Origin of the sequence: Eubacterium sp. BL-380-WT-2B (assembly GCF_009696115.1) — a bacterium.
Taxonomy (GTDB): domain Bacteria; phylum Bacillota; class Clostridia; order Eubacteriales; family Eubacteriaceae; genus Eubacterium; species Eubacterium callanderi.
Map to the genome: position 1 here is coordinate 237115 of NZ_VUMP01000001.1, position 24452 is coordinate 261566.

General features: G+C 49.8%; 14 protein-coding genes. 7 read left to right on the top strand and 7 right to left on the bottom strand.

The window, feature by feature from the left end; translation table 11 throughout:
* Positions 1-60: 60 nt before the first annotated feature.
* Both FYJ53_RS01140 and FYJ53_RS01145 read right to left on the bottom strand, forming a co-directional pair.
* Positions 61-4908 carry an InlB B-repeat-containing protein gene (locus FYJ53_RS01140; RefSeq protein WP_154556896.1) on the bottom strand — a complete coding sequence of 1616 codons (4848 nt, stop codon included), beginning with the start codon at positions 4906-4908 and terminating at the stop codon, positions 61-63.
* Positions 4909-5109: 201 nt separating this feature from the next.
* Positions 5110-6717: a BCCT family transporter gene (locus tag FYJ53_RS01145; protein ID WP_148429136.1), complete on the bottom strand. Its 1608-nt coding sequence runs from the start codon at positions 6715-6717 to the stop codon at positions 5110-5112.
* 318 nt (positions 6718-7035) lie between these two features.
* On the opposite strand from FYJ53_RS01145, the gene FYJ53_RS01150 reads away from it, so the two are divergent.
* The 4 genes from FYJ53_RS01150 to FYJ53_RS01165 all read left to right on the top strand — a co-directional run bounded on the left by FYJ53_RS01150 (position 7036) and on the right by FYJ53_RS01165 (position 13093).
* Positions 7036-8448, top strand: a complete 1413-nt coding sequence (locus FYJ53_RS01150) for a trimethylamine methyltransferase family protein (RefSeq protein WP_148429138.1) — start codon at positions 7036-7038, stop codon at positions 8446-8448.
* 175 nt (positions 8449-8623) lie between these two features.
* Positions 8624-10003: a sigma-54-dependent Fis family transcriptional regulator gene (locus FYJ53_RS01155; RefSeq protein WP_148429140.1), complete on the top strand. Its 1380-nt coding sequence runs from the start codon at positions 8624-8626 to the stop codon at positions 10001-10003.
* A 173-nt stretch (positions 10004-10176) separates the two neighbouring features.
* A complete protein-coding gene (locus FYJ53_RS01160; RefSeq protein WP_148429142.1) occupies positions 10177-11025 on the top strand; it encodes an AraC family transcriptional regulator in 849 nt (282 codons plus the stop codon).
* Entirely contained in the window at positions 11015-13093 is a 2079-nt protein-coding gene (locus tag FYJ53_RS01165; RefSeq protein ID WP_148429144.1) for a 3'-5' exonuclease, read from the top strand. The genes FYJ53_RS01160 and FYJ53_RS01165 overlap by 11 nt, the downstream gene beginning before the upstream one ends.
* On the opposite strand, the gene FYJ53_RS01170 is transcribed toward FYJ53_RS01165, so the two are convergent.
* From FYJ53_RS01170 to FYJ53_RS01180, 3 genes are all read right to left on the bottom strand, one after another.
* Positions 13090-14436 carry a sodium/glutamate symporter gene (locus FYJ53_RS01170; protein WP_148429146.1) on the bottom strand — a complete coding sequence of 449 codons (1347 nt, stop codon included), beginning with the start codon at positions 14434-14436 and terminating at the stop codon, positions 13090-13092. The two genes, FYJ53_RS01165 and FYJ53_RS01170, sit on opposite strands and share 4 nt — an antisense overlap.
* 67 nt (positions 14437-14503) lie before the next feature.
* Positions 14504-15949 (bottom strand): trimethylamine methyltransferase family protein, encoded by a 1446-nt coding sequence (locus FYJ53_RS01175; protein WP_148429148.1) that lies wholly within the window; start codon positions 15947-15949, stop codon positions 14504-14506.
* 34 nt (positions 15950-15983) lie between these two features.
* Positions 15984-17276, bottom strand: coding sequence for a nitrate/nitrite transporter (locus tag FYJ53_RS01180; protein ID WP_038352056.1), 1293 nt, complete (start codon positions 17274-17276; stop codon positions 15984-15986).
* A 153-nt stretch (positions 17277-17429) separates the two neighbouring features.
* On the opposite strand from FYJ53_RS01180, the gene FYJ53_RS01185 reads away from it, so the two are divergent.
* Positions 17430-18140 (top strand): TetR/AcrR family transcriptional regulator, encoded by a 711-nt coding sequence (locus FYJ53_RS01185; RefSeq protein ID WP_148429150.1) that lies wholly within the window; start codon positions 17430-17432, stop codon positions 18138-18140.
* A 285-nt stretch (positions 18141-18425) separates the two neighbouring features.
* On the top strand, positions 18426-21092 hold the full coding sequence (locus FYJ53_RS01190) for a cation-translocating P-type ATPase (protein WP_148429152.1): 2667 nt from the start codon (positions 18426-18428) through the stop codon (positions 21090-21092).
* 57 nt (positions 21093-21149) lie between these two features.
* On the opposite strand, the gene FYJ53_RS01195 is transcribed toward FYJ53_RS01190, so the two are convergent.
* Positions 21150-21962: an alpha/beta hydrolase gene (locus FYJ53_RS01195; protein WP_148429154.1), complete on the bottom strand. Its 813-nt coding sequence runs from the start codon at positions 21960-21962 to the stop codon at positions 21150-21152.
* A 248-nt stretch (positions 21963-22210) separates the two neighbouring features.
* On the opposite strand from FYJ53_RS01195, the gene FYJ53_RS01200 reads away from it, so the two are divergent.
* Positions 22211-22885, top strand: coding sequence for an HAD family hydrolase (locus tag FYJ53_RS01200; protein WP_090413949.1), 675 nt, complete (start codon positions 22211-22213; stop codon positions 22883-22885).
* Positions 22886-22946: 61 nt separating this feature from the next.
* On the opposite strand, the gene FYJ53_RS01205 is transcribed toward FYJ53_RS01200, so the two are convergent.
* Positions 22947-24446, bottom strand: coding sequence for a B12-binding domain-containing radical SAM protein (locus tag FYJ53_RS01205; RefSeq protein ID WP_148429156.1), 1500 nt, complete (start codon positions 24444-24446; stop codon positions 22947-22949).
* Positions 24447-24452: the final 6 nt, after the last annotated feature.

The window sequence follows — 24452 nt, forward strand, 5'->3', positions numbered from 1 at the left end:
CGTGTATGCAAAAAGGCAGCTGCCCTGTGAAAGGGGAGCTGCCTTTTTATTTTTAGTACATCAGGAACGCTGATGCTTTTTCTGATACTGCCGCATTGCGAGAATGATTACGGCGGCTGCACCAAAGGCAGTCAGAATAATCCACAGCTGGTTATCTGGCTGATAGCCGGTACTAACGCCTTTTGCTGAGCCGGCCGCCGGTTTATCGCCGGAATTTGGATCATCGGAAGGACTTGGGCCAGGAGTTGGCTGTTGGTTTTCTTTGCCATAAAGTACCAGTGTTCCGGTAGATCCCGCTGGCTTGTCTTCAAATAATTGTGTATAGACGCTGTCCTGATACCATGTGCCGTTGCCCTCGGCATACAAAGGCGGAGTTAAGGACACTGCGTCATGGATAGTGTAAGTATCCGGGTTGCCCGGAGGCAGTTCACCTGTGCCGGCAGTGTAGTAAATGCTGTAATGGATCAATTCCCATTTTGCATAAAGATCAAGACCACCTGTCGAGCCATGACCAATGGAGTCGATGGCGTTTTGCAGACCGGGGTCTGTGTACCAGCCCATAAAGCGGTAACCGGGCTTTTCTGGTGCGTTCAGGTAGAGAGAGGGTGATACAATGGTGTAAGTGAGGGGGTTATCCGGATGGTTAGTCCCTCCGTCCAGGTGATAAGTAATGGGATACTCTGTATTCTCATAGGCTGCGTGGAGTATGGGATGGACGCTGACAGGCGGCACCGGGCCAACTGTATCTACGGCTGCTGTGTGCTCTGAGTCTGCGAACCAGCCTGTGAACTTTCCACCTTTGATTTCTGCGGGCTTTAGTGTAAAGCGTGGTGTGGCCCGTGTAAGCCTTTTTAGATTAAGCGGGTTGTTGCGGCCCCGGCCTGTCTCGTAATCCAGCTTTATGGAGTTACTGTCCAAATCGACATTGTGATAGTTGATGGCTGCTGTAGCAAAGCTCGGCAGGTATGTGTAGTCCGGCAAAGTTTTCTGAGTCTGTTGAAGTGCTGTGCTGTCGCCATGCAGAAACTGCTTTAGTGTTTCTAATTGCTCCGGTACGCTGCCCTGCAGTCTGGACTCAGTGTAAACACAGAGCACCTGTGTACGTCCTTCTTTTAAAGCATCTGGTCCGCTGAAAAAGCTGTCAAGGTCGATGTTAAAGTTGGTGCCTTCTGTAAACAGATTTTTTTCCATGAGACGGACATTTTCGTCCGAGTCGATAAACAACAGGTAAGCCCAGGCGTCATCGGGGAGCTGTGTACTGTCAAGCCCGTCAATTGTGATGGGATAGCTGCTGCCGTCCTCGCCCTGTGGCACCATATCCTCCTCGCCGATACTGGCAGTATCGCCGACCTGGAGGTTAAGCTGAGGCTGGCTGGATATGGTACTGCCAGTTTGAGCGCTGGTGTCTGTGGATGCTGGTAAAACGGTCAAATACGCTTCCTTCGAATACGCCATGGGGTAGATGCCGTTTTCCAGGTAGTTGTCATAGACAATGACGCGAATCTTGGTATTGTTATCTTCCAACTGGGTGTGTTCTATTCTGAATTCATCATTGTTTGACGGCTCGCCCTGGCGCTCCCAGTTTCCAAGGAAGGAATCCTCGTCAAAAGCAAACTTTTCCCATTGATACATATGCGTAGGAGGGGTAGTCTCGTCAACAACCGAGACATTAAACAAGGCAGATGAGCCCACCAGTGTCTTGACGTCTTTAGGCTGCTGGGATATGTCAGGGTGGGAAGCGGGCTGTGTGGTGGCGGTCAGCATTTTTCCGAGCACGCTGGGATTGGCCTTGTTTTGGTCTTTATAGGCCCGCAGCTGGAAGTTATAAACTTCGCCGGGTTCCAGACCTGTGACGGTCATCATATTGCCTGTGGTGGTTCCCTGCGGCAGAGCCGTGCCATCCCGCGCGGTCATATACAGCTCAAACAGGTCGGCTTGCCGCGTCGCGTCCGCCGCATCCCAGCAGAGGGTCACGGAAGATGTTTTAGAGTCTGGCGCCAGCTGTGTATCGTAGATCCACATATCCGGAAGCGTTGGCGGGGCATTCTCAGCGCCTTCTGTCAGGAAGCCAAGGATGTAGGGGTTCTTGCCATCCTTATCCTTTTCCAGGGCAGTGGTACGCCACATAACCGGTGTGATATTAAAGGCATAGGCATTTGCAGCTTTGGGAAGCGCATTAACCGTTGCCCCGACCCCTTTTCCGTGAGCGGTCGAGTTAATCCAGGACGCCCCGCCGCCCGCCGTGAAGTCAAGACCAATCCTTCCTTCGGCATTAAGCCTCATGAAAAAGCTTGCTGTTACACTTGCTACCATGTCAAGTTCGGCGCTGAAGTCCAGGTTAAAGCCGTTTTTGTATTCCTGGGTCTGCTCATGGTCGACGTCAAAGGTTACGGAGCTGCCGCCGCTGGTGACAGCGTATTTTCCGCCTTTATTATAGCTTTGATCGGCAACATTTGGAATATCTGCCAGCTCTTTTGGATAGGTGTCCGGTGCGCCGGGAACAAAGGAATCTCCGAAAATTTCGGCGGTATTAATTTTTTTGATCCCCGCATTATTTCCAATGGGTTTTGCGCTCTCAGCAGCTTTATTATACTGCGCTGCTGTTATCAGGCTGTATTGAGGGTCATATACATTGTCAATGGAGCAGGTTTCAAAGTTACCGCCAGCCGTATCACCGACTTTATAGCCCTTTAAGTCTTCTCCTGTGTTCTTCTTATAGTTGTCCAGCAGCTCCTGGGTTATTGTATACTCCGGTATCCATACATCATAGAGGTAAGAGGTGACCGGCGAGGCAATGCAGACGACGTTTGCTGTGTCGCTGTCCGCGGTGTAGGTGAGGCTGGTGGTGATATTGTTGGATGAGAAGACCGAGCCGACGTAGGAGAGCATCAACTGATCGTTAAAGGCGCCGCCGATTAAGACTTCATTGGCGCAAAGGCCTACTCCTGCTGTGAGCTGGACCCCCATGTTGACACCGCCGCCCACATTCCAGTCGCCCTCTGTACCGCTTCCGTGGGAGGAGCTGATCTTAAAGGAGACCTCGCCGGGCTTGTAGCCGTCCATTCCCAGCAATTCGTTATAATGCGGCGTAGGAGACAGAACGGCCAGTGAGGTCGGTGCGCTCCAGCCGCTTTCTTTGCCTTTATACTTAAAATAGACGGTGTCGTCGTCAAAGTCTACATCGGTGATGGTTAGAAAGGTGCCGTCAAAGTTTTCGCCTCGGTCATCAATGTAGCCAATATCGGATTTTGTCTGGGAGATCTCGGTGCTTTTGGGGACGCCGCTGCCATGCACCCAGCTGACATCATAGTCGATATGGTAGTTGGTGTAGGCCTCAATGGCGCCGCTTACCACCACTGTTTGCTCTGTGCCGTACCGGTCCTTTGCAAAGCAGGAAGTCACAGCGCGGGAAATAAACTTATTACGCATACCGCCCAGCGACATGGAGTGTATGTCTTTCAGCGCGTTGTCTTTAAAATAATCGGCCTCGGTGTGGGCTGTCGCGGGGAAGTCTCTGTCAAACTTAAAGGTAACACCCTCCAAAAACAGGTAATCCTTTGGATCTTCCGAAAAATACCTTCCGGCACTCAGAGCCGCTGGCTCCAGCATTTCCTTACCGACGTAAACATCGTTTATTTTATGGACTGTCTGAGGATTGGACCAGACATATTGGTATCCTGAATCCCAGGTAACCATCTGCACCATGTTTGAATTCACATCCATATAACCGCAGTCATAGTAGCTTTTTGAATAGTTAACGTGGCCGGCAACGATCAGCTCTTTGACGCCGTTGCCGTTGAGGTCTGTGTCGCAGGCTGAGGCGAAACGCATGCTGTTGTAGCCAGCCTCATGAGGGATGTCAAAAACCTTCACCATCTCATATTTTCCAGTTGCAGGGACGTTTGTGAAGTCGTAAATACATGATACACTGCGTTGGAAACGCCTGTCATAGCCGTTAGAGTTTTTGACTGGGAGTGAGGCGTTGATCACCAGGTCGTCAGCTCCGGAGATGCTTGTGGTGGCAAGATCTACCACTGGCAGCTGCCAGTCATGGTAGGCGAAATCTCCAAAGGCGTTTTTATCAAGGTCGCTGAGATAAATACGCTGTTGTTCATTGATTTTGCCATGCTGGTCAAGGCCTGCGATGATAATATAAGGACCCCAATAGGCATTGGAGGGGACGTAAAACGCAAGGGCAGGAGGAAAATTATGATAGTAGTAAGATCCGGCGGCGAGAGCTGTGAGCCCAAGGGCGCTGTCCGCCTCAACGTTGTTCACCCAATCGGAATTGCTGGGGCCAGCTGGATCCGAAAGCGAGTATTCCTTGCTGTCCAGCACATTCATATCCTTATCGTAAGTGGTGATCCGCATAAAACTCATTACCTGGTTGTGGTGATTTGGGTCTTCTCTGGTATAAAGGGTGCTTTCGGCGATGCCCTTTTGGGGGGTATCTTCCCCTGGCTTGCTATCGTACTCCATGCTCACTGCGTTCTGAGCCTGGTAGTGATCGCTTGGAGAATAGCTTTTGTGTGCTTCCTCCTTCAGGTTGTCCAGCTTGATATTATCTCCGGTAAATTTTTCTGGCCCTTTCAAAATCTGGGCCTGGCCGGTATAAGGGGTATGCCTGTTAGCAGAGGCCACGTAAAGCTCAGAAAGTTCCATGGGTGTGTAGTTTGCGAGAGGATCGGCGGCATTCGAGGTGAAATCCTTTGGCTGCTGGCTTTTATCGGTTACACCGGTCAGTCCAAAGGCTTCATAGGATGCGTCGCTGACATAGTTTTTAGTACCTTCCGGGGTGCCGCTGTTATCGCTGTGGTCAGAATCCTGTGCCAGCACACTGGCTGGAGAAAGAAGGCTTACCAGAAGTGCGAAGCACGTGACTGCTGAAATAAGTTTCCTTTTTATCATGAGCGTTCTCCTTTAAATATAGTTTGTAGCCATTAAAAATCTCTATCAATTAAAACACGCTCTAATTATAGCACAATAAAAACAGAAAAATGGAAAGGTTACCAATTTGTAACCTAGCCAGTGTATTAAAAGTAAGAAAATCCCCAGGCCTTTATTTTGAAAGACCGGAGGATTTTTTGTTTTGAAAGCTGCTTTTGTCCTTTATAAATTTTTTTCGGTTGTCAGGTCGGCGGCTTCTGCTGTTTCAGGAAGGTCTTCTGAAATTTTATCTTCAGAATTTTCGCCGGACAGCCGCCACCCGTTTTTCCTGATGTCCTTAAAAAAGGACAGTGCCATCAGTGCGATAATGGCGAGGGCGGGGACGCCGCAGATGACGGTGATGGTCTGGAAGGGACGGATGCCGCCGATCATCAGCAGGGCAATGCTGATAACGCCAATACACAATGACCAGAAAATTTTAATCCAGGAAGGCGGCTCCTGGCCGCTTTTTAATACCTTGGTCGTGGACATGGCCATGCTGTAGGCATTGGCGTTTAACAGGGTCTGCATGCAGATGTTGGCAAAGAGGAACAGCACTGGCATGAGGATACCGGCAAAGGGGAGGTATTTCCAGATTGCCGCAATGGCAGCACCCTGTCCGCCTTCGGCGAGAATGGTGCCTAAATCCAAGCCCTGCTCCAGGAAGGTATTGATGGAGAAGCCCTGGAACACGATAAAGAACATGTATGTGCCGATGACTGTGGCGCCCAGAAGCCCCAGAACCAGCTCACGCACAGTACGCCCTTTGGAGATACGTCCATAGAATACCCCGTTTTGGATGGACATGGTAATGTACCAGGCATAATAGAAAACGGTCCAGTTCTGGGGAATGCCGGATTTGGCATAGGGGTCTGTATTACAGACAAGATGGAGGGTGTTCTGCATGAGCATGCCCAGACCGTCTGTAAAGCTGTTAAGCATGAAGAAGGATGGCCCGAAGAGCAGGACAAAGACCAGAATCCCAAAGCCCACGTACACGCGGATATTGCTGAGGAGGCCAATGCCCTTTTTAAGCCCGGCGAACAGGAGAACCGCCATGATGATGCTCCAGGCCATGATGAGGACAACAGAGACGATAAAAGGCGGCTCATAGCCGATAATATTGGTAATGATGGCGACCAGAGTAGGGACGTTGACGCCAACGCAGGTCACGACAGAGGAGAGAAGAGCCACAATATAAATAATGTCAATGGTTTTGCCGAGGCCGCCCCGGGCGCGTTTTTTACCGAGCAGGGAAATGCAGGCTGTACTCGGCAGAGTATCATCTACTTTTTTACAGTAGAACTGGTAGGCAAAAAGTACCGCGATCAAGGCATAGCCCAGGTAGAACACAGGCCCCCAGTGGAACAGCGGCATCATGGCTGCCTGCTGGAGAGCTTCCACGGTGCCGGCTTCAACGCCCCACATGGGAGACTGGTAGGTGTACAACCACTCCACGCTTGTCCAGGTGAGGACGCCGAGGCCGGCTGCGCCGGTAAAGATCATGCCCAGCCAGGAAAGGGTAGAATACTCAGGCTTTTCATTGCCGAAGCGTTTTTTGCCCAGTGGGCCAAAGGCCAGAATGAGCACAACGACGATGAGCGCCAGGTAGTACCAGTCAAACAGCCAGGCGAATTTATCCGTGATAAAGGAAAAGAGTGTTTCCAGCACACTGCCGGCAACCGTTGGGTTGGCCATGACCACGGCTGTCAGAAGCACAGTAAAGATGAGCGGCGGAAAGAAAGTCCAGCCGTTGACCATGGAAAAAGGTGATTTTTTGTCAGGTTTCATTTTGTTTTCAGGCTGCTGCGGATTAGGCCTGCAGCAGCCATCCCCCTTCTTGTATTTTCTTACTTGCTATCTATAAATACGCAATAAACATGCCAAAGCAATAAAAAGAAAAAATGTGGAATTTCAGGGGTTTTGAGGCGATTTTCCGAAAAGAGATGAGTGAAAATCATTCAAATGAACGAATTTCGTTCGATTTAAAAAAGAAATATGGATGGTTCTTTGCTTGAAAAAAGCGTCTAAACGCCCTGCAACGGGCTTCTTTGATTTTGGCATAAATATTGCGTTACCTAAACAGCATCAAATACTGGAGGTATTAATATGTATAAACGGAATTTTACTAGAAGCTTTGTCACACAGGAATCCATTGAACTCATCCATGAAAAATCACTGTATTTATTAAAGAATAAGGGGATACGGTTTTGCTCGGAGGAGCTGCTTAAGATGTTTCGGGAAAAAGGGTTTAAGGTTGACGGCGAGCTTGTCTATATAACAGAGGAACAGGTCGACGACGCCCTGGCCTCCTGCCCGAGAAATTTTGATTATGTGTCCAGAGGACACAGGCACCGTGTTGGAACAACCCAGAAAAAAACCATTGGACAGTCCTCTCTCGGGCCGGTCAATGTGCTTAAGGAGGGTGAACACCGCCCGGCTGCCGCGGAAGATTTTGTCAATTTTGTGAAGCTGTTTCAGACAAGCGACGTGATCGACGTGATTGACTGTGAGCTGCTGCACCCAAATGATGTGCCGGCCCAGTACAAAACGGATTTTATGACACTGACGCCCATGATCTACAGTGACAAGCCGCTGGCAGGACTGAACGGAAGCCGTGAAACCTGCCGCAGAGCTATCCAGCTGGCTAAAGAATTCAATGATATTCACGACCAGGTGCTTATGTCAACCTTAATCACCAGTGCGCCGCCATTCACCTGGGACCGCCTGATGTGTGAAACCATCATCGAATACGCAAAAAACGGACAGTGCAGCTGCATCGCAGGCGTTGGCCTTGCGGGACTGACGGCGCCGCCGTCTCTGTCAGGCGCTATTATCCAGAATAATACTGAGCGCCTTGCGGGCATTGTGGCCACACAGGTGGTAAACCCCGGCGCGCCAGTGATCTATCAGTTCTGCGCTCTGGAAACAGACCTTCGCTACTCGCTCTGTGTCTGCGGCGGAGCGGAAACCAGCGTGGAATGGTTTGTCGAAAATGAGCTTGCCAATTTTTACGGCCTTCCCAAGAGATCCCACGGCTGTCTGTCAGACGCCAAGGAGGACGACTACCAGTCCGGCAGGGAATCCACCATGGTTGGCCTTTCAGCCTTAATGTGCGAGCCGGAGCTGGTCTACATGCTGGCCGGAATCATGGATTCCTTTAATACGCTGGGCTATGAAAAATTTATGATGGATGAGGACACCTATAAAATCTGCGGTCGTTTCCTGAGAGGCGTCGAGTTTAAGGAAGAAAACCTCTATATGGATAAAATGGAAAAAATCGAGCACTCTGCCAATTATCTGGCCAGAACCTCCAAGATTTACCGCAACGATTTTGTCTTCCCTGAAATCGCTAACCGGAAGGCTTACTCAAACTGGAAAAAGGAAGACGACGCCATCAGCGTGCAGGAGCGCGCGACCCTGGCCTGGAAAAAACGGCTGGAAGAATATGTGCCACTGGAACTGGACAAAAAACAGCAGAAAATGGTCGAAGAGCTGCTGCCAAAGGAATGGATTTTATAGACAGCCCGGCTTTAAAGCTGCCACGCGATTCGCGGGCAGCTTTTTTGCTTTGTCAGAGAAACGGTGCTGAGATCGCCGGGTCTGTTCCCGCGCCGTTCCTTGAGGTATAATAGAGACAGCGAGCAGCGCCTGAGACGCGCTGTCTGAAAATTAAGTAAAGGATCAGTACAATACCATGCTGGATATATCAAAACCATCCCATTCCCAAGAGTACATCGACTATTTAAACGCCATACCCCGTGAGACATTACTCACCATTCTGGAGAACGCCTTCTCGGAAATATATGTGCTGGACAAAAACGGCCGCATCATCTATATCAATCCCGCAGCCATGCGGCTGTACGGAGTTCCGCCTGAAGACCTCATCAATAAAAACAGCAAGGCCGCCAAAAAAGATCTCTGGGACCCCTACAGCTTTGATATTACCAGGCAGTCCCACCGGGCGATCGTGACAGAAAACATCTATTATAAAACCAACCGGAGCATGATCTGCATCAACGTTCCGGTCTATAACGACAACGATGAGTTTGAGCTGATGGTGTCCACCTCCCTGGATAACATCCGCGCTGTGGATTTGAGCTATCGTGATCTGAGAAACCCCATTGAGTCCATTAACCTGGACTTTTCAGATGAGATTATCGGAAAGAGCATCCTGTTTGAGCAGTGCCTGACAGACCTTGAGAAGGCGGCCAAGTTTGACTGCAATATCCTGATTTTGGGTGAGAGCGGTACAGGGAAAAGCTATCTGGCCCAGATGGTGCACGAGCGCAGCCCCAGAAACCACAAGCCCTTTGTGGCCATTAACTGCGGCGCCATACCGGACGGGCTGCTGGAGAGTGAGCTGTTTGGCTATATGCCGGGGGCCTTCACAGGTGCCAACGTTAAAGGGAAAATCGGCCTTCTTAAAAATGCGGACGGCGGCACCATTTTCCTCGATGAAATTGGGGAGCTGTCTCCGGCCATGCAGGTTAAAATTCTGGATGTTCTGGAAAATAAGCGGTTTTTCCCGGTGGGGAGCAATAAGCCTGAGTATGTCAATATCCGGATCATTGCCGCGACCAATCAAAATTTAATGAATGCCATCCGGGAGAAAAAGTTCAGGGAGGATCTTTATTGGCGGCTCAACACCGTAAAGGTTGTGCTGCCGCCCCTGCGCAAAAGAAAGGAAGATATTTTTTATCTGGCGACTGCTTTCCTGAATGACTTTAACAAGCGTTACAACACGAATAAAGTTTTCAATGAAAAAATACTTTCCTGCTTTAACAATTATGACTGGCCGGGCAATGTGCGTCAGCTCAGGAATGCTGTGGAGCGCATGATCATTTTATCTGACGGCATTATTATCAATGAGGAGCTGTTTTTCCGTTATCTGGACCAGGAGGAAGACCGGGAAGAAACCGACGGCGAAACTTACAATGTAGAGGAGTTTAAAAAGCAGACGGTCATCAAGCTTTACGCAAAGCACAAATCGAGCCGGGCAGTGGCCAGACGTATGGGCATCAGCCAGTCCACCGCCAATCTTTTGATTAACAAGTACATTAAGAATAAAGAGTGACGCAGTGAAAGCGGAATGCTTTCGGAAGAAGAAACCTCCAGGCGGTCTCTGGCCGTGAAGGAGGTTTCTCTGCTTTTGGAGGGCGCCCGGACAAAAAGCGCAAGCAAGAGCAAGAAATATTAAAACGTCTCCGATATAATGGGGTATAATGCTCTGAGAAAGGAGTGGCAGTAATGAACAACATCGAAAAAGTACAGGCCGCCATTGATTATATAGAGGGCCATTTAACCGAAAAGCTGGATCTTGACGCCATTGCCGGTGCAGTCCATTATTCAAAATACCATCTGCACCGCGTTTTTTCAAAAACTGTGGGGCTGACCCTGCATGAGTACCGGAACCGGCGGCAGCTCACAGAGGCTGCCAAGCTGCTGGTGTTTTCGGAGAGAACCATACTCGACATCGCCCTGCAGGCTGGGTATGAGAGCCAGCAGGCCTTTACAGCCGCCTTTTCGGCCATGTATAAGCAGTCCCCCAGCCAATACCGGGAAAATGAAAAGTTCTATCCTCTGCAGCTGAGGTTTCAATTTGAAGGGAGCCATAATATGCGAAACAGCAAAGAAAAAAAACAGTGGAAGATCACCTATGCTGACGAGGGCGATATCCCATGCTGGATGGCACTGGTCCGCCTGGTCATCGACGGGTTTCCGCACCTGTATGAGGAGGAATATGTCGGTGAGCTTAAACGCCGGATCCGCAAACGGCAGGCATTGATCCTGAAGGATGGCGAGGTGGCTGCCGGCGCAATGCTTTTTTCCGGCGAAACCGGCAGCATTGATTTTATGGGGACACATCCGCTGTACCGCAGCCAGGGAATCCCCAGGGCTTTTCTGGATAAAATGATGGGTGAGCTGCTCAAAGGCAGGGATATCAGCATCACCACCTACCGGGAGGGTGACAAGGCCGACACCGGGCACCGGCAGGCCATTGTGGATCTGGGTTTTGCCGAGGCTGAGCTCCTGGTGGAATTTGGCTATCCTACCCAGCGCTTTGTTTTGCCAGGGGAGAGCAGCGATGAAGTATAAAAAAAGACGCCAGCCAGAGCGAGGAACAAGCGCCGTCCCCTTTCCAGAAGAGATCCGCCATCTGGCAGAGGTCGCCAGCCGTCTGGATACAGCGCTTAAAGCCGCGGAGGGCCGCGTTGGGCTGGCGGATGAGCACTATATGGATACCAAGCGTTACATGGTTGAAAACCGGGGGGAGATCGACCCCCATGAAATGTTCCAAAATGAGCTGGCCTTAAAACAGCTGGACCAGAAAGGGGCATTTGCAGTGAACGTCCGGGAAAAGCTGGCGCGGCTGAAGGCCTCCCCCTATTTTGCCCGAATTGATTTTCAGTATGAGGAGGGAGAAGATGCGGAAAAATATTATATTGGGCCAGCGTCCTTTAATGATAACAATGAGCTGCTGATCTGTGACTGGCGCGCGCCGGTGGCCAGTATGTTCTACGACTGCGAGGTGGGTCCGGCAGGCTATGAAGCCCCTTCGGGTAAAATCGAAGGACGTCTGACCCGAAAGCGGCAGTTTAAAATCAAAGATGGAAAAATGGAGTACGCGCTCGAAAGCTCGGTCAATATCCAGGATGATGTGCTGCAGCGTGAGCTGAGCCATACCTCCGATGAAAAGATGAAATCCATTATCGCGACGATCCAGAAAGAACAGAATCAAATTATCCGAAACGAGAAGGCCGGAACGATGATCATCCAGGGGGTAGCGGGATCGGGTAAAACCTCCATTGCCCTGCACCGGATTGCCTTTCTGCTTTACCGTTTTAAGGATCAGCTGTCAGCGGCTGACATCCGAATTTTATCTCCTAACCGGGTGTTTGGAGATTATATCTCAAATGTTTTGCCAGAGCTGGGAGAAGAGCCCATCTACGAAATAAGCTTTGAGGATATTGCCGAAGAACAGCTGGAAGGAAAATTTCGGTTTAAAAAGGAAAAAGATCCGCTGGAGACTGAGGACGCGTGCTGGGCGGAGCGGGCCCGGCTGAAGTCGAGCTTCGCGTTTAAAGGGCAGATGGACGCCTATCTGAAAAGCCTGCCCGAAATGGCCTTTGCGCCTGAGGATTACGGCTTTGGCCGGTTTAAGGCAGAGGCGGCCTGGATAAAAAACATGTTTGAGGCAGACAGTGGACTTCCTTTTAAAAAGCGCCTGAAGTGCATGGCGGAGACGATCCATGAGCGGTTTGAGGCGGATAATATCCGGGGTGAGGAGCTTCCGAAGCCGGGGGCCATCCTGAAAAGCCTCAACGCCATGCTCAGGGTGAAGAACACTTTTTCCCTTTATAAGGACTTTTACCGACAGGCAGGGCTGTCACATATGCTTGTCCTGCCTGAAAAGAAGACCTTTGAATGGGCAGATGTCTACCCATATCTGTATTTTAAGAGAGCCTTTGAGGGCTTGAGGGAGAATAAATCAATAAGACATCTGGTGGTCGATGAGATGCAAGATTACACGCCGGTCCAGTACGCGGTGATCAACAGTATTTACAGCTGCCCCAAGACCATTCTGGGCGATTTTGGGCAATGTGTCAATCCCAATAATCAAAATACACTGGACGATATGAGAAGGCTTTACAGCGGCGCGGAATACGTGGCGCTCAACAAGAGCTACCGTTCCACCTGTGAGATCATACAATTTGCCGGGAAGATACAGCCCGTCAGCGCATTAGAGCCCGTGGAGCGCCACGGGGAACCGCCGGAGGTTATCCGCTGCAGCAGCCAAAGGGAAATGCTTGAAAAGCTTGTGGATGAAATCCGGGCTTTTGAAAAAAGCGGATGGTCCTCTCTGGGGATTATTCTGAAAACAAATCGCGAGACACGGGCATTATACGAGCAGCTCTCCAAACAGCACAGCGTCCATCTGATCACGCCAGAGAGCAGGCAGTTTAAAAACGGCGTTTCCGTTACCTCTATCCAGATGGCCAAGGGGCTGGAATTTGACGCGGTCCTTATCCCAGATGCAGACAGCAGGCATTACAGCAGCGCGTATGAGAGAAGTCTGCTGTACGTTGCCTGCACCCGGGCCATGCACAGCCTGACGCTTCTGTACAGCGGGGAGATATCTGCGCTGATCCCAGAAACGCTTTAATACAAACTGCGTTGGTTTCTTTTCTTTATGCGCTGTGCGCTGATGAGGAGAAAAGCGAAAAAGATAAGAAGTACCCAGCCGGTAAGGAATCCATGATGGTATGCGGCAAAGACGGGGATAAAAGTGATCATGGCCAGCTCAATGATCGAGATCAGCACATAGGCAAAGCCGTAATCCTCCAGAGTACCACTTTTCATATCCGGGTCGACGATCCGAAGGAGGATAATGCCAATGGCGACAACGCCCATATTCCAACCAAAAATAAAAATGCCCCGCTCAAACCAGTTGTCGGTGTATAGCTTTTTACAGATAACAAAAACATAGAAAAGGCAGTAGGCAACACCCAGCAGACTCATGATGATAATGGGGACAAGATATTCACTCACGACAGAAATTCGGATTGAGGCTATGCCGAAAAAGACAAGATAATCTGTAATGCTGGAACCAACCCGGCTGATGGTATTGCGGTCAATACTTTTATCAAGACGGAGAAGCTTCAGAAACCAGTTAATAAAAACACCGCAGAACATGGAAAGGCAGACCATGGGCAAGGAAAAGTTTAAATTGAGCAAACCGTAGAGATAGTCAATCAGATATGCGCCGCCAACGGCCATTAAAATTAATGCCAGATGCCAGGTCAGGGTTTCCAGGGAGATGGAGCAGGTGGTTTCCCGGCCGTGTATTTTTTGTTCAGCAGCGTTGAAAAAGCCTGTGCGCATGCTTTCGGGAAGGCCGGACATGTTGGTGATATACCGGGTATAGCCTTTCTTGATGGCGTAATTAATGGCGGCAATACCAATTAAAACCCCCAGGATGAGACCAATGGTAGCAAAGGTTTGACCGATGGTAATAGCCTCCTCCCAGCCTGTAATGTCCTGCAGGGTACCGCCGATTGAAGCCGCATAGCCGTGTCCGCCCGCAAATCCGGCCGGCATCATAAGAGCAAAGGCGGAATGAAGATCGGGAAAAAGCAGCGCAAAGACAGAAGTGCCAATAACCAGTGCGAATCCAAACTGCCCTGTTTCGGCGGCCATGTTAAGCAGAAAGGTATCTTCTACACTGGTAATCATTTTTTTAAGGCCTCCGTTGGATTGACGCCCGATAAAGAGCGACCCGAAAAGGACAATGATCAGCGTGTAGGGATAGCTGGAAAGTGCGCTGCTGAAGGGAAGCACAGCCAGCCCCTCCGGACCGAGCAGGAGACCCAGAAAGCCGGCGATTAAAGGAGCAGGCAAAAAAAGCTTCTGTATTATTTTGATTTTTGCGCGGAGTATCTGGCCAGTAAAGATTAACAACGATGCCAAAGCAATGTCTGTAATAAGTGATGTGACTGAGTATTCCATAATATCCCCCTTTTTCAGAATAGCACAAAATGCAGGGAAAACAAAATATTTTCCCTGCAAGTCCAGCCTAAATTGATTCTTTGTAGGAATCCGGCAGATAGGCTTCTATAATTTTCAGCCGATCGCCTGAGATATCCGGTGCGGTATACGCTGCGATACGCGTTTCAACGGCTTCCTTCAAGACAGAACGCACAGATTTTGAGCCGGCATTCTGCCACTGATTAGGGTCTTCTTTATTCATATATTTTGACATGAAGAATTCCTGACGATAGGTTTTAGGGGTTCTGCCGGAAAGGAAGGTGCCGCGTGGCCCTGTTTTTTCAATGTCTTTCATTAAAAAGAGCTTGTCCTCACAGTTGACACCGCGCTGCATCCGCCATGCCATAGTGTAGGCTTCTTCATCCATCAGGAATTTCTCAAAGCTGATCACATTGAAGGCGCCGATGGTGCCGCAGCCGTGATGAATAAAATCAGCGCCGCAGTCAACAGAGGCTTCAATCATCATCATTGATTCCATCCCTGCCTGAATATCACAGTCCTTTGCATCACTCAGACCGCCGCCGGTGCGGAAGGGAAGGTGGTAATAATCTGCCAGACCAGCCGTCACATAGCAGACGAGTGCGGTTTCGGGTGTACCGATCGTCAGCTGAACGGCCCGCATGTCGGTGGAGCCTGAGGTATTGCCGTAAATAAATGCGCAGTCAGGGTTGATGAGCTTGCAGAGAACATAGCCCATAAGCACCTCAGCATTGGTCATGGCCATCATCCCTGCAATGGAGGCAGGGGCAGTCATCAGCGGCATACCGCAGGGCGCCAGCCAGATGGCCTGGCCGGCCTCGCAGATAGCATAGGCCATGTCGATCTGTCCGCCGTGCAGCGCGAGGGGCGTAAGCGTGTTCATGAGACCTACATGTACAATTTTCTCATTTCCCTCAATCCCTTCAAAAGCTTTAAAAAGATCGACGCCCCGTTTATATTCTGAATAAATCTGTTCCTCAGGCACGTTAAACATGTTTGGACGTGCAGTACAGGCGGGCTTATGGCTGTATTTTAACGCGGTTACCATATTGCCGTATTTTAGCTGGTCATCTGACATATGTGTATGATCGACGGTAAAGTTAATGGAGTTAAAGTCAGTGACTGGGCTGGTGTCAGAGAGCTTAAACTGCCGGATAACATCATGGTCATCCATTTTCCGGATATAGCCGTCATCATTGATATAGATGTTGCTGGAGGCTGGGCCAACCAGCGAGCTGCCGCCGCCAACGGTAAGAGGTTTGTCCAATGTACTGGAATATAGATCAAAGGTTGGTTTTGCCAGAGCCAGTGCGGCATCAACCATTTCAGCGCTGAGCCTGACAAGATGGCCTTCCACCTGGGCGCCATGCTGTTTTAAAAGGGCGCAGGCTTTGTCATGTTCGACCTGGACACCAATGTTTTCAAGAATGTACAGAGATTTTTCATGAATTTTTTCAATTGCTGATTTAGAAATATATTTTTCGTAATTTTTCATTTTTAGTTACACTTTCATCTTTAGACTGAGAATTTTATTGTTCAACACTGGAGGAGGCTTCTTCCTTTTCTGCGGCAATGCGCGCCAGACGGATTGCCTTAAGCTCCTTGATATTTTCTTTATTGCGGATATGGAAGATAATGGCAATGACACAGGCAAACAGAGCAAAGGCTCCGGAAATGTTAAAGATTATGCCATAGCAGACACTGGGGTCATTGTTCTGGATAATATTTCCGTTTATGATGGGTAAAAAGCTGTCTGGCAGAAAGCCGATGGTCGATAAAATTCCAGTGACCGTACCAGCCATAAACAATGGCATCTTGGCTTCGGACTGTGTTGCAAAATAAAGCCCTCTCACAGCGCCGATTAAAATATAACCCATCGCACCGCCAACAAAAATACCGATGACATTGGCGGCGCCGGTTGGAAGCAGGGGCAGACCAAAGTTAAAAGCCGCCAGAAGAAGTGTCATAACGATGATGGATTTGGAAATCCCAAACCGGTCTCCGACCAAGGCTGAAATGTAAGAGCCGACCGGACGCATGTATTCACGGAAGTTTCCAAGGATAGCACCGCCAAGGGCAGAGAGGCCGAACATGCTGGTAGCGTAAGGCGTAATATAGCGGAGATTGACATTAGTGGCAAAAACACCAAGAATAATAAAGGACATAAGCCATACATTAGGGTCCTTTAACGCAGAGAGCAAAATTTTGATCACGCCCTCCCCTTCAGGTTTTTCGACAGTATCGCGGTCAAAGATAAAATGGATCAGCAGGCCAATGAGGACGTTCATACCGGCAAAAATATAGATAACAATTCGGAGACCAAAGATTTTGTCAGCAAAGACGCCGAAAAGAATCAGGGCGACAGTGCTTACAATTGACGATAGAACATTACGTGTACCCTCCATGGAAGCGAGAGCAGTACCCTCACCACCGGCCTTTGCGAAAATACGCGTTGCCTTGATGAGGGCAGCCCAGAATGTCAGCGTTGTTGTGATTCCCATGGCTCCGAACAGGATAACCATGACCGTGTAGGAAGGGAAGAATCCGACAAAGACAGCCAAGAGTCCTGTTGCAAGATAGGATAGGGACAGCAGCGTCTTGGAGGAGATGCGGTCAGCAAGCAGGCCGCCTAAAAAATATGTGGCAATGGTCATCGTGGTATAAGCACTCTGAATAACACCTAACTGGATATCGGTAGCGCCGGTGGCGGCCTGGAAGGTGTCATAATACAGACCGATCATGTAAGGGACATAGTAAATGATACTGGCACCGCTCAAACACAGGAATTGAACAATACGTTTTAAATTCAATTGCTTTTTCATAAATTTCCTCTCTCTTTCTGCAAAAATACCGCGCGTAATATTTTATACAGTATAAAAAGTATTTGATGGCTAGAATTATACAGTATAAAATTTAATATGTCAACGTTTTTTTATACAGTATAATTTTTAACATCAAAGGGTTTTATTTTTTGAATGATGTGTTATAATAGAGAAAAAATAAGAAAAAATGGCCGTTTAAGGGAAGGAAGTGATCGTATCACCTATAAAAAAAGCAAAGAAACCAATGACCGGATTGTGGCAGTGGCCCGCAAGCTTTTTTATGAGAAGGGCTTTAAAAAAACATCGGTCCGCCAGATTTGTAAGGATGCGGGGATAAATCATTCTTTGATTTATTATTATTTTAAATCAGGCAAGTACGGCATTGCCCAGTACCTGATTAACGAGCATATAAGAAAATGTATAAAAGCCCTGTCAAAGCATTATTCATATCAAAGCGATTATTTACTGTACCACCTTTTACTGCTCAGGTTTTTATTCAGAGAGATTTCACAGGATCCCATAGAGCTGGAATGCTATATTAACGCCTGGGAGGAGGAGCAGATTGACCGTCCTTTTTCCATTGAAACCTACACCATAGCAAAAGGTCTGGGTATGAATGTCAGCTATACGGACGTTCAGACCGCTGTGCTGATGAGCGATTATGTATGGAAGGGCCTTTACGAGGCTAAGCAGAACGGAATCCTCGAGCTTACAGATTCAGAAATACGCAAGCGTACTGACCTGACGCGGTGGATGAATATCGGTCTGGACAAAGCGTTTATTCTTGAAAAAATCGCGGTGGCAGAGGAGCTTTTAAAAGATATTCCAATCTATCATATCCATTTGATTTTAGAAGAAGGATGAAATAAAGACAGCGCCCTTTGTTAAATCTTCCTTAATTCCCTTGACGTTTACCGTTTTTTTATGTAGAATTTAGAAAACATTTATATTAAAAGTAAAGGAATCTTAATTGATGGACGATAGTGACGAGAGCGACACTGACCGAAAAATCAAAATCTTAAAAGCGAATAAGTCTCAGAATATACAAGGCATAGTCACGCCCATTTTGCATATGGGTGGTCTGACTGTGCCTTTTTTTATATTCTGGCTTAGATAAAATTTTTACAGGAAAGGGGTGGTTTATCCAATATGGATAATCACAAACAGGAGCCTTGGCACGCGCTGCCGGCAAAAGATGTTTTCGCCGGCCTGCAGACCTCGGAGGAGGGATTAAGCGATGCTGAGGCAGCCGAAAGGCTAAGAAAAAACGGACGCAATGTGCTGCGTTCAAAACCGCCGAGATCCATTGCGCAGATGCTTTGGTCTCAGATCACAGACCCCATGGTTCTTATTTTGATTGGCGCTGCCATTTTTTCAGCTGTGCTGAGGGAATGGACAGAGGCAGGGGTCATTTTTGCCATCGTTGTGCTGAATGCCCTTATTGGCATTGTCCAGGAGAAAAAGGCCCAGTCCTCTCTGGAGGCGTTGAAAAATATGAGCGCACCTACCGCCCGCGTACTGCGGGAGGATGAGGAGAGTATTGTGCCTGCCAGTGAGCTGGTGACCGGGGATATTGTATTTCTGAGTGACGGGGACATGGTGCCCGCAGACCTGCGGCTCATTGATTCGGCCAATCTGAAGGTGCAGGAGGCGTCCCTGACCGGGGAGTCTGTCCCGTCGGAAAAGGACGCGGATGCGCTGTTTCCTGAGCACTGCGCATTGGGGGACCGGGGCAACATGGCCTATACCTCCTCCATTGTCACCTATGGCCGTGCCACTGGTGTGGTGGTGGCAACGGGCATGAACACAGAGGTGGGGAACATTGCCGGTATGCTCGACAGTCAGGATGAGACCGATACGCCGCTTAAGCGCAAGCTGGGCGCGGTGGGTAAAACACTGACCATCATAGGGGTCATTGTCTGTGTGCTGATTTTTGCCATCGGCGCTGTTTACCACCGGCCGTTGATTCCGCAGTTCCTGGTGGCTATTTCTCTGGCCATTTCCATTATTCCGGAGGGGCTGCCCGCCACGGCTACCATTGTCATGGCTCTGGGGGTTCAGCGCATGGCTAAAAGAAACGCTTTGATCCGTAAGCTGCCTGCGGTGGAGACTCTTGGGAGTGCTACGGTCATCTGCAGCGATAAAACAGGGACGCTGACCCTTAACCAGATGACAGTTACCCAGGTAGCGGTAAACGGAGACTTTGAGGCAGGACAGGCCGTTTTGGCCGGCGCGGCAGCTGAGGCGCATCCTGAGGTATACCGTGAGCTCATGGTCGCGGCGGATTTATGCAATGACGCCAGTTTTGATCCGGATCAGGAGGGCGCCATAATCGGCGACCCCACCGAGGGTGCGCTCCTGTACATGACAAGAGCTTTTGGGCTGGACCACGATAACATGGAGGCGGCCTATCCCCGGGTTTTTGAGAATCCTTTTGACTCTGACCGGAAGCGCATGACGACGGTTCATCCAGTTGGGGGGCAGCTGACGGCTTACACGAAGGGCGCGGTAGACGAACTCCTTCCCCTTTGCAGCCGGATGCTCACTGAGCAGGGAGCCCGCCCCATGACAGAAACCGACCGGAAAAATATTCAGAGGCTTTGTCTTGAGTTGTCGGAAAAAGCGCTGCGTGTACTGGGCTTTGCAACACGGCAGCTTGAGGAAATTCCCGAGGATGATGAAGAAAATATAGAGCATGACCTGACCTTTATCGGTGTTGTGGGAATGATTGACCCGCCGAGAAAGGAAGTCGCGGAATCGGTAAGAACCTGCCGGAAGGCGGGAATCCGGACGGTGATGATCACTGGCGACCACAAGGTTACAGCCATTGCCATTGCCCGGGAGCTGGATATTTTCCAGGAAGGAAATACAGTGCTGACCGGCGATGAGCTGGAGCGCCTGTCAGAGCGTGAGCTCGAAGAGGCAGTGAAGACCACCACCGTCTATGCCCGGGTATCGCCGGCAGACAAGCTGCGGATTATCAAGGCGCTCAAGCGGGGCGGGGAGGTTGCGGCCATGACCGGGGACGGAGTCAATGACTCACCAGCCCTTAAGGCAGCAGACATCGGTGTTGCCATGGGTGTCACAGGAACGGATGTGGCCAAGGAGGCCGCCGACATGATTCTTTTGGATGACAGCTTTACCACCATTGCCTACGCGATTAAGGAGGGACGGCGTGTTTACCGGAACATTCAAAAGGTTATTCAGTTTTTGCTGGCAGGAAACATTGCTGAGATTTTAACCCTTTTTGTGGCAACCGTCTTTAACTGGGATGCGCCGCTGCTGGCGGTTCATATTCTATGGGTCAACCTGGCAACCGCAACACTGCCGGCGCTTGCCCTGGGGGTAGACCCGGCCAGCAAAAATATCATGAGCCATCCGCCGGTTAAATCGGGAACGCTGTTTGAGCGTGACCTTATTTTCAGGGTAATCCGACAGGGAGTTTTTGTCGCCGCCATGACGCTGGTGGCTTACTGGATCGGTTTTGAGACAGACAGCCACATCACTGGCCAGACCATGGCTTTCTGTGTGCTGGCGCTCTCCCAGATGCTCCGGGCTTTTAATCAGCGCTCTAATACTGAGCCGGTCTGGGTGCGGGCCGAAGGCGCAAACCCATGGCTGATCCTGTCCTTTGCGGTATCTGCCGCGCTGATGGCCTGTATTCTTTTTATTCCACCGCTGCAGGCAGCCTTTAAGGTAACGCTGCTGAGCGGCAGCCAGTGGCTGACCGTCCTTGGGCTTTCACTGCTCTCTGTTGTCCAGGTAGAGGTTGTTAAATGGATTAAACGAATGCGGGGATCAAAGGCCAGCCGTTAAGATAAATAAAAAGGGTCCTGTGGTTTTTATGCCACAGGGCCCTTTTAGTATGCGCGTTTACAGCCGGTTTTCAATCCAACGGGTTACGTCTGTCATGACCTGGTTTTTGACGGCCTCATTAAAAATTTCATGCTGAGTGTTGCCGTAAATTTTCAGCTGTTTATCCTCAGAGGCGATCTGCGCAAAAAAATCCGTGGAATCGCTTGGGTCAACCAGGGTATCTTTTTCACCGTGGAGCAAAAGGACAGGGAGACGGAAATCAGGATTTGCGGTTAACTGCCGGATACCGAGTGTCAGCTGCTGGCTCAGGCCAGCCGTAAAGTAGGAAGCGTTTAAGGGGTCTGCCTTGTAGGCCGCAGTAACTTCGGGATCTGAGGTCAGCCGTTTTGCCAGCTTGTTTGGAAAGCGGGTCAGAGGGTCAAGGGACTGGGAGACACGGCTGAAGCCGCCCAGATTATCCCGGGTGGCGGCGTCAAACAAAATGGCGCCTTCTGCCTTATCGGGATATTTTGTACAAAAGTCAGCCACAGCAAAGCCGCCCATGCTGTAGCCCAGCAGGAAGCGCTTAAGGCCGGGATTTTCCTCTGAGGCGATATCCACAATACGGTGGAGATCCTCGGTGATTTCATCCGGTGCGCTGTAGAAGCCACGTTCGCCCTCGGACTTGCCGTGTCCCCGGAGGTCGTAGCGGTACACCTTAAACCCGCGGTCAAAAAGTTTCTGGGTGACTGCGGCGTAGCGTCCTGAATGCTCGCACATGCCATGGCTGATGATCACCACAGCCTTTGGGGATTCGGGTGTATCGGTTGTCATATAAAGGTTCAGGCCGTCATAAGCCTGTATCATTTGAATGATTTTTTCTTTTTTCATGGTTCACCTCGTTTGAAAGCGTTTCAAACATTATATCAGGCCTTTCTTAAAGCTGTATGTTTTTTAGAATGATTACAGCGAACAGCTTTCTGGCTCAAATTTAATGAATCCAATTTTTGCAGCATGTTGTTGATTTTGCCAAAATGGTCTATAATGGTCAATGAATATTGATTATTATAGCGTGCGACAATGAACAGGGATACATTTTGCGGACAGAAGGAAAGCACACTTTTTATAAAGGAGAAATTATGTTAAAGGCAGTATTTATTGATTATACGGGAACCATCATGAAAGAAGCGGGAAAAGACGTTGAGGAAATGACCATGCGGCTTTATAAAAACAGCGATATTGAAAGCCCGCAGGCTATGCTGAACTACTGGTGGGGAAAATTGAAAAAGTATGAGAACGAAAGTTTCGGCGACGCCTTTTTAACGGAGGATGAGATTGTGGACAAGCTTCTGGCAGATTGTGTCGAGGAGCTGAATCTTCAGGAAAATCTGGAGGAAGCCCATGAGCTTTGCCGGCGTTTCTGGATGTACGCGCCGGCTTTTGAGGACGCCAAGCCATTTTTTGAAAATTGTCCGCTGCCCATATACGTTATCACTAATAACGGCGTCCGTTATGTGGGAGAAGGTATGAGACACAAGGCGCTGGAGCCGGCGGGCATTATCTGCGGCGATATGGCAAGGGCCTATAAACCGCATCGGGAGCTTTTTGAAAAGGCACTGGAGATCAGCGGCTGCAGTGCCCATGAGGTCATTCATATCGGCGATTCTATGGCGTCGGACGTGGCAGGCGCCCGCGCGGCAGGAATCCGTCCGATTCTCCTTGACAGAAAGGGAACACAGGAGACGGATGGTGTTATGGTGGTGCGTTCCCTGGATGAAGCGCTGGCATTTATCGTGAAGGAGCTTGAACAATAAGCGCTGTATAAAAATAGAAATAAAAAACTCCGGAAATCTATTTGCAGATTTCCGGAGTTTTTTATGCGGTGATTTTGTCAATTTCAGCGTTAAAACAGCGGACCCAGTCCTGCCTTTCGTCTTCGGTGATATCGCCCTTTTCTAAAAGCTTTAAGGCGTTCTCAAAACCATCCACCAGCAGGCGGTTGATGGCCTGATAGCGCGCCACTGTCTCGGGATCGCCTGAGGCGCTTTTCTGCCAGGTATCATGCATGTAGTCAAAAATATGGTTGGTAATATCCCGCATCATTTTTGCCATGGCAGCAACGCTGGGATTGACATAATCGGTGTTGGCCTCGTAGGTGGAATGCTCGGAAATGTTCAGCCGTCCTGCAGCCAGAAGGTCGTGGTAGGAGCTGCTGCCCGCCAGGATAATCTGATGATGGTAGAGCACGTTGACAGATATTTCCAGGGTTTCCAAAAGGGCGTTGCGCTTTAAAAAATCCAGGTTAATTCTCAGGTCGTCGATGGTAGAGTCAGGCTCAAACATGATAAAGCCCACGCTGGGTTCAATGCCGGCCTCGCGCAGTACCCGCAGAGCGTTTTCGTTGTCTGCTACTGTCGTATATTTATTGAGACGCTTCAGGGATTCGTCCTTGCCGGATTCCAGGCCAACAAGGATATTCTGCAGCCCGGCGTCCACCAGTGCCCTGGTGGTTTCGGGCTCGATATCGTTGGCCCTTGCCTCAATGCCAAAGCGGATATTGCGCTCTTTTAAAAGGGCGGCCAGCTTGAGTACACGTTCCTTTCCAGCCTTTCCCGGGCCATAAAAATTAGGGTCGGTGAAATAGAAATAGCGGTAATCGGTCTGAGCGATGATCGCATCAATTTCCGCGATGATGTTTTCAGGAGAACGGCCCCGCCACTTGGGACAGTGCATTTCATCTGCGCCATAATAGGGGTTAATGTAGCAGAAGGTGCAGCCCCCGTAGCAGCCGCGGCTCCCGAAGATATTGACCTCGCCGCCAGGGTAGGAGGCTGCCTTGCGAAGCGGGAAGGGCAGACTGTCAAGGTCGCGGACCAGCTCACCCCGGCTGGCCTCATAGCCGTCATTGCTCCGGTAAGCCAGGCCCTTTAAGCCCCTGTAATCCGGGAGGTTTGCCATAAGGTTTATGATGGTTATCTCATTTTCCCCAAGCATGCAGGTGTCGATCTCTGGACACCGGTCCAGGATTTCTTCATAGGCAAAGGTGGGATAGTAGCCGTATACGGTCACATGGCTGATCTGGTATTTTGCTTTTACTCTGGCAATAAAGGCGTAGAGGGTGTGGTTATCCTCCCAGTTATAAACCAGGTGGATGCCCAGCACCTCAGGCTTGTGGGCGGCGATGCGGGCTTCGATGGCTTCGTAGCTCAGGTTTTCCATATAGCCCTCTACAATGGCCGGCTGATAACCTTTTTCAAGCAGAACGGCGGCCAGATAGCCGCTGTTCAGGCAGGAGGACAGGGTGGTGTTGGCAATGTCATTCTGACGGTCCTCGCCGGGTGTTCTGGGATGTTCGAGTAGTAGGATTCGTTTCATTTAATC

What these genes read in the sequence shown, in the direction of transcription:
- FYJ53_RS01140 (WP_154556896.1), bottom strand. Translation starts at nt 4,908, where the DNA reads ATGATAAAAAGGAAACTTATTTCAGCAGTCACGTGCTTCGCACTTCTG.
- FYJ53_RS01145 (WP_148429136.1), bottom strand. Translation starts at nt 6,717, where the DNA reads ATGAAACCTGACAAAAAATCACCTTTTTCCATGGTCAACGGCTGGACT.
- FYJ53_RS01150 (WP_148429138.1), top strand. Translation starts at nt 7,036, where the DNA reads ATGTATAAACGGAATTTTACTAGAAGCTTTGTCACACAGGAATCCATT.
- FYJ53_RS01155 (WP_148429140.1), top strand. Translation starts at nt 8,624, where the DNA reads ATGCTGGATATATCAAAACCATCCCATTCCCAAGAGTACATCGACTAT.
- FYJ53_RS01160 (WP_148429142.1), top strand. Translation starts at nt 10,177, where the DNA reads ATGAACAACATCGAAAAAGTACAGGCCGCCATTGATTATATAGAGGGC.
- FYJ53_RS01165 (WP_148429144.1), top strand. Translation starts at nt 11,015, where the DNA reads ATGAAGTATAAAAAAAGACGCCAGCCAGAGCGAGGAACAAGCGCCGTC.
- FYJ53_RS01170 (WP_148429146.1), bottom strand. Translation starts at nt 14,436, where the DNA reads ATGGAATACTCAGTCACATCACTTATTACAGACATTGCTTTGGCATCG.
- FYJ53_RS01175 (WP_148429148.1), bottom strand. Translation starts at nt 15,949, where the DNA reads ATGAAAAATTACGAAAAATATATTTCTAAATCAGCAATTGAAAAAATT.
- FYJ53_RS01180 (WP_038352056.1), bottom strand. Translation starts at nt 17,276, where the DNA reads ATGAAAAAGCAATTGAATTTAAAACGTATTGTTCAATTCCTGTGTTTG.
- FYJ53_RS01185 (WP_148429150.1), top strand. Translation starts at nt 17,430, where the DNA reads ATGATGTGTTATAATAGAGAAAAAATAAGAAAAAATGGCCGTTTAAGG.
- FYJ53_RS01190 (WP_148429152.1), top strand. Translation starts at nt 18,426, where the DNA reads ATGGATAATCACAAACAGGAGCCTTGGCACGCGCTGCCGGCAAAAGAT.
- FYJ53_RS01195 (WP_148429154.1), bottom strand. Translation starts at nt 21,962, where the DNA reads ATGAAAAAAGAAAAAATCATTCAAATGATACAGGCTTATGACGGCCTG.
- FYJ53_RS01200 (WP_090413949.1), top strand. Translation starts at nt 22,211, where the DNA reads ATGTTAAAGGCAGTATTTATTGATTATACGGGAACCATCATGAAAGAA.
- FYJ53_RS01205 (WP_148429156.1), bottom strand. Translation starts at nt 24,446, where the DNA reads ATGAAACGAATCCTACTACTCGAACATCCCAGAACACCCGGCGAGGAC.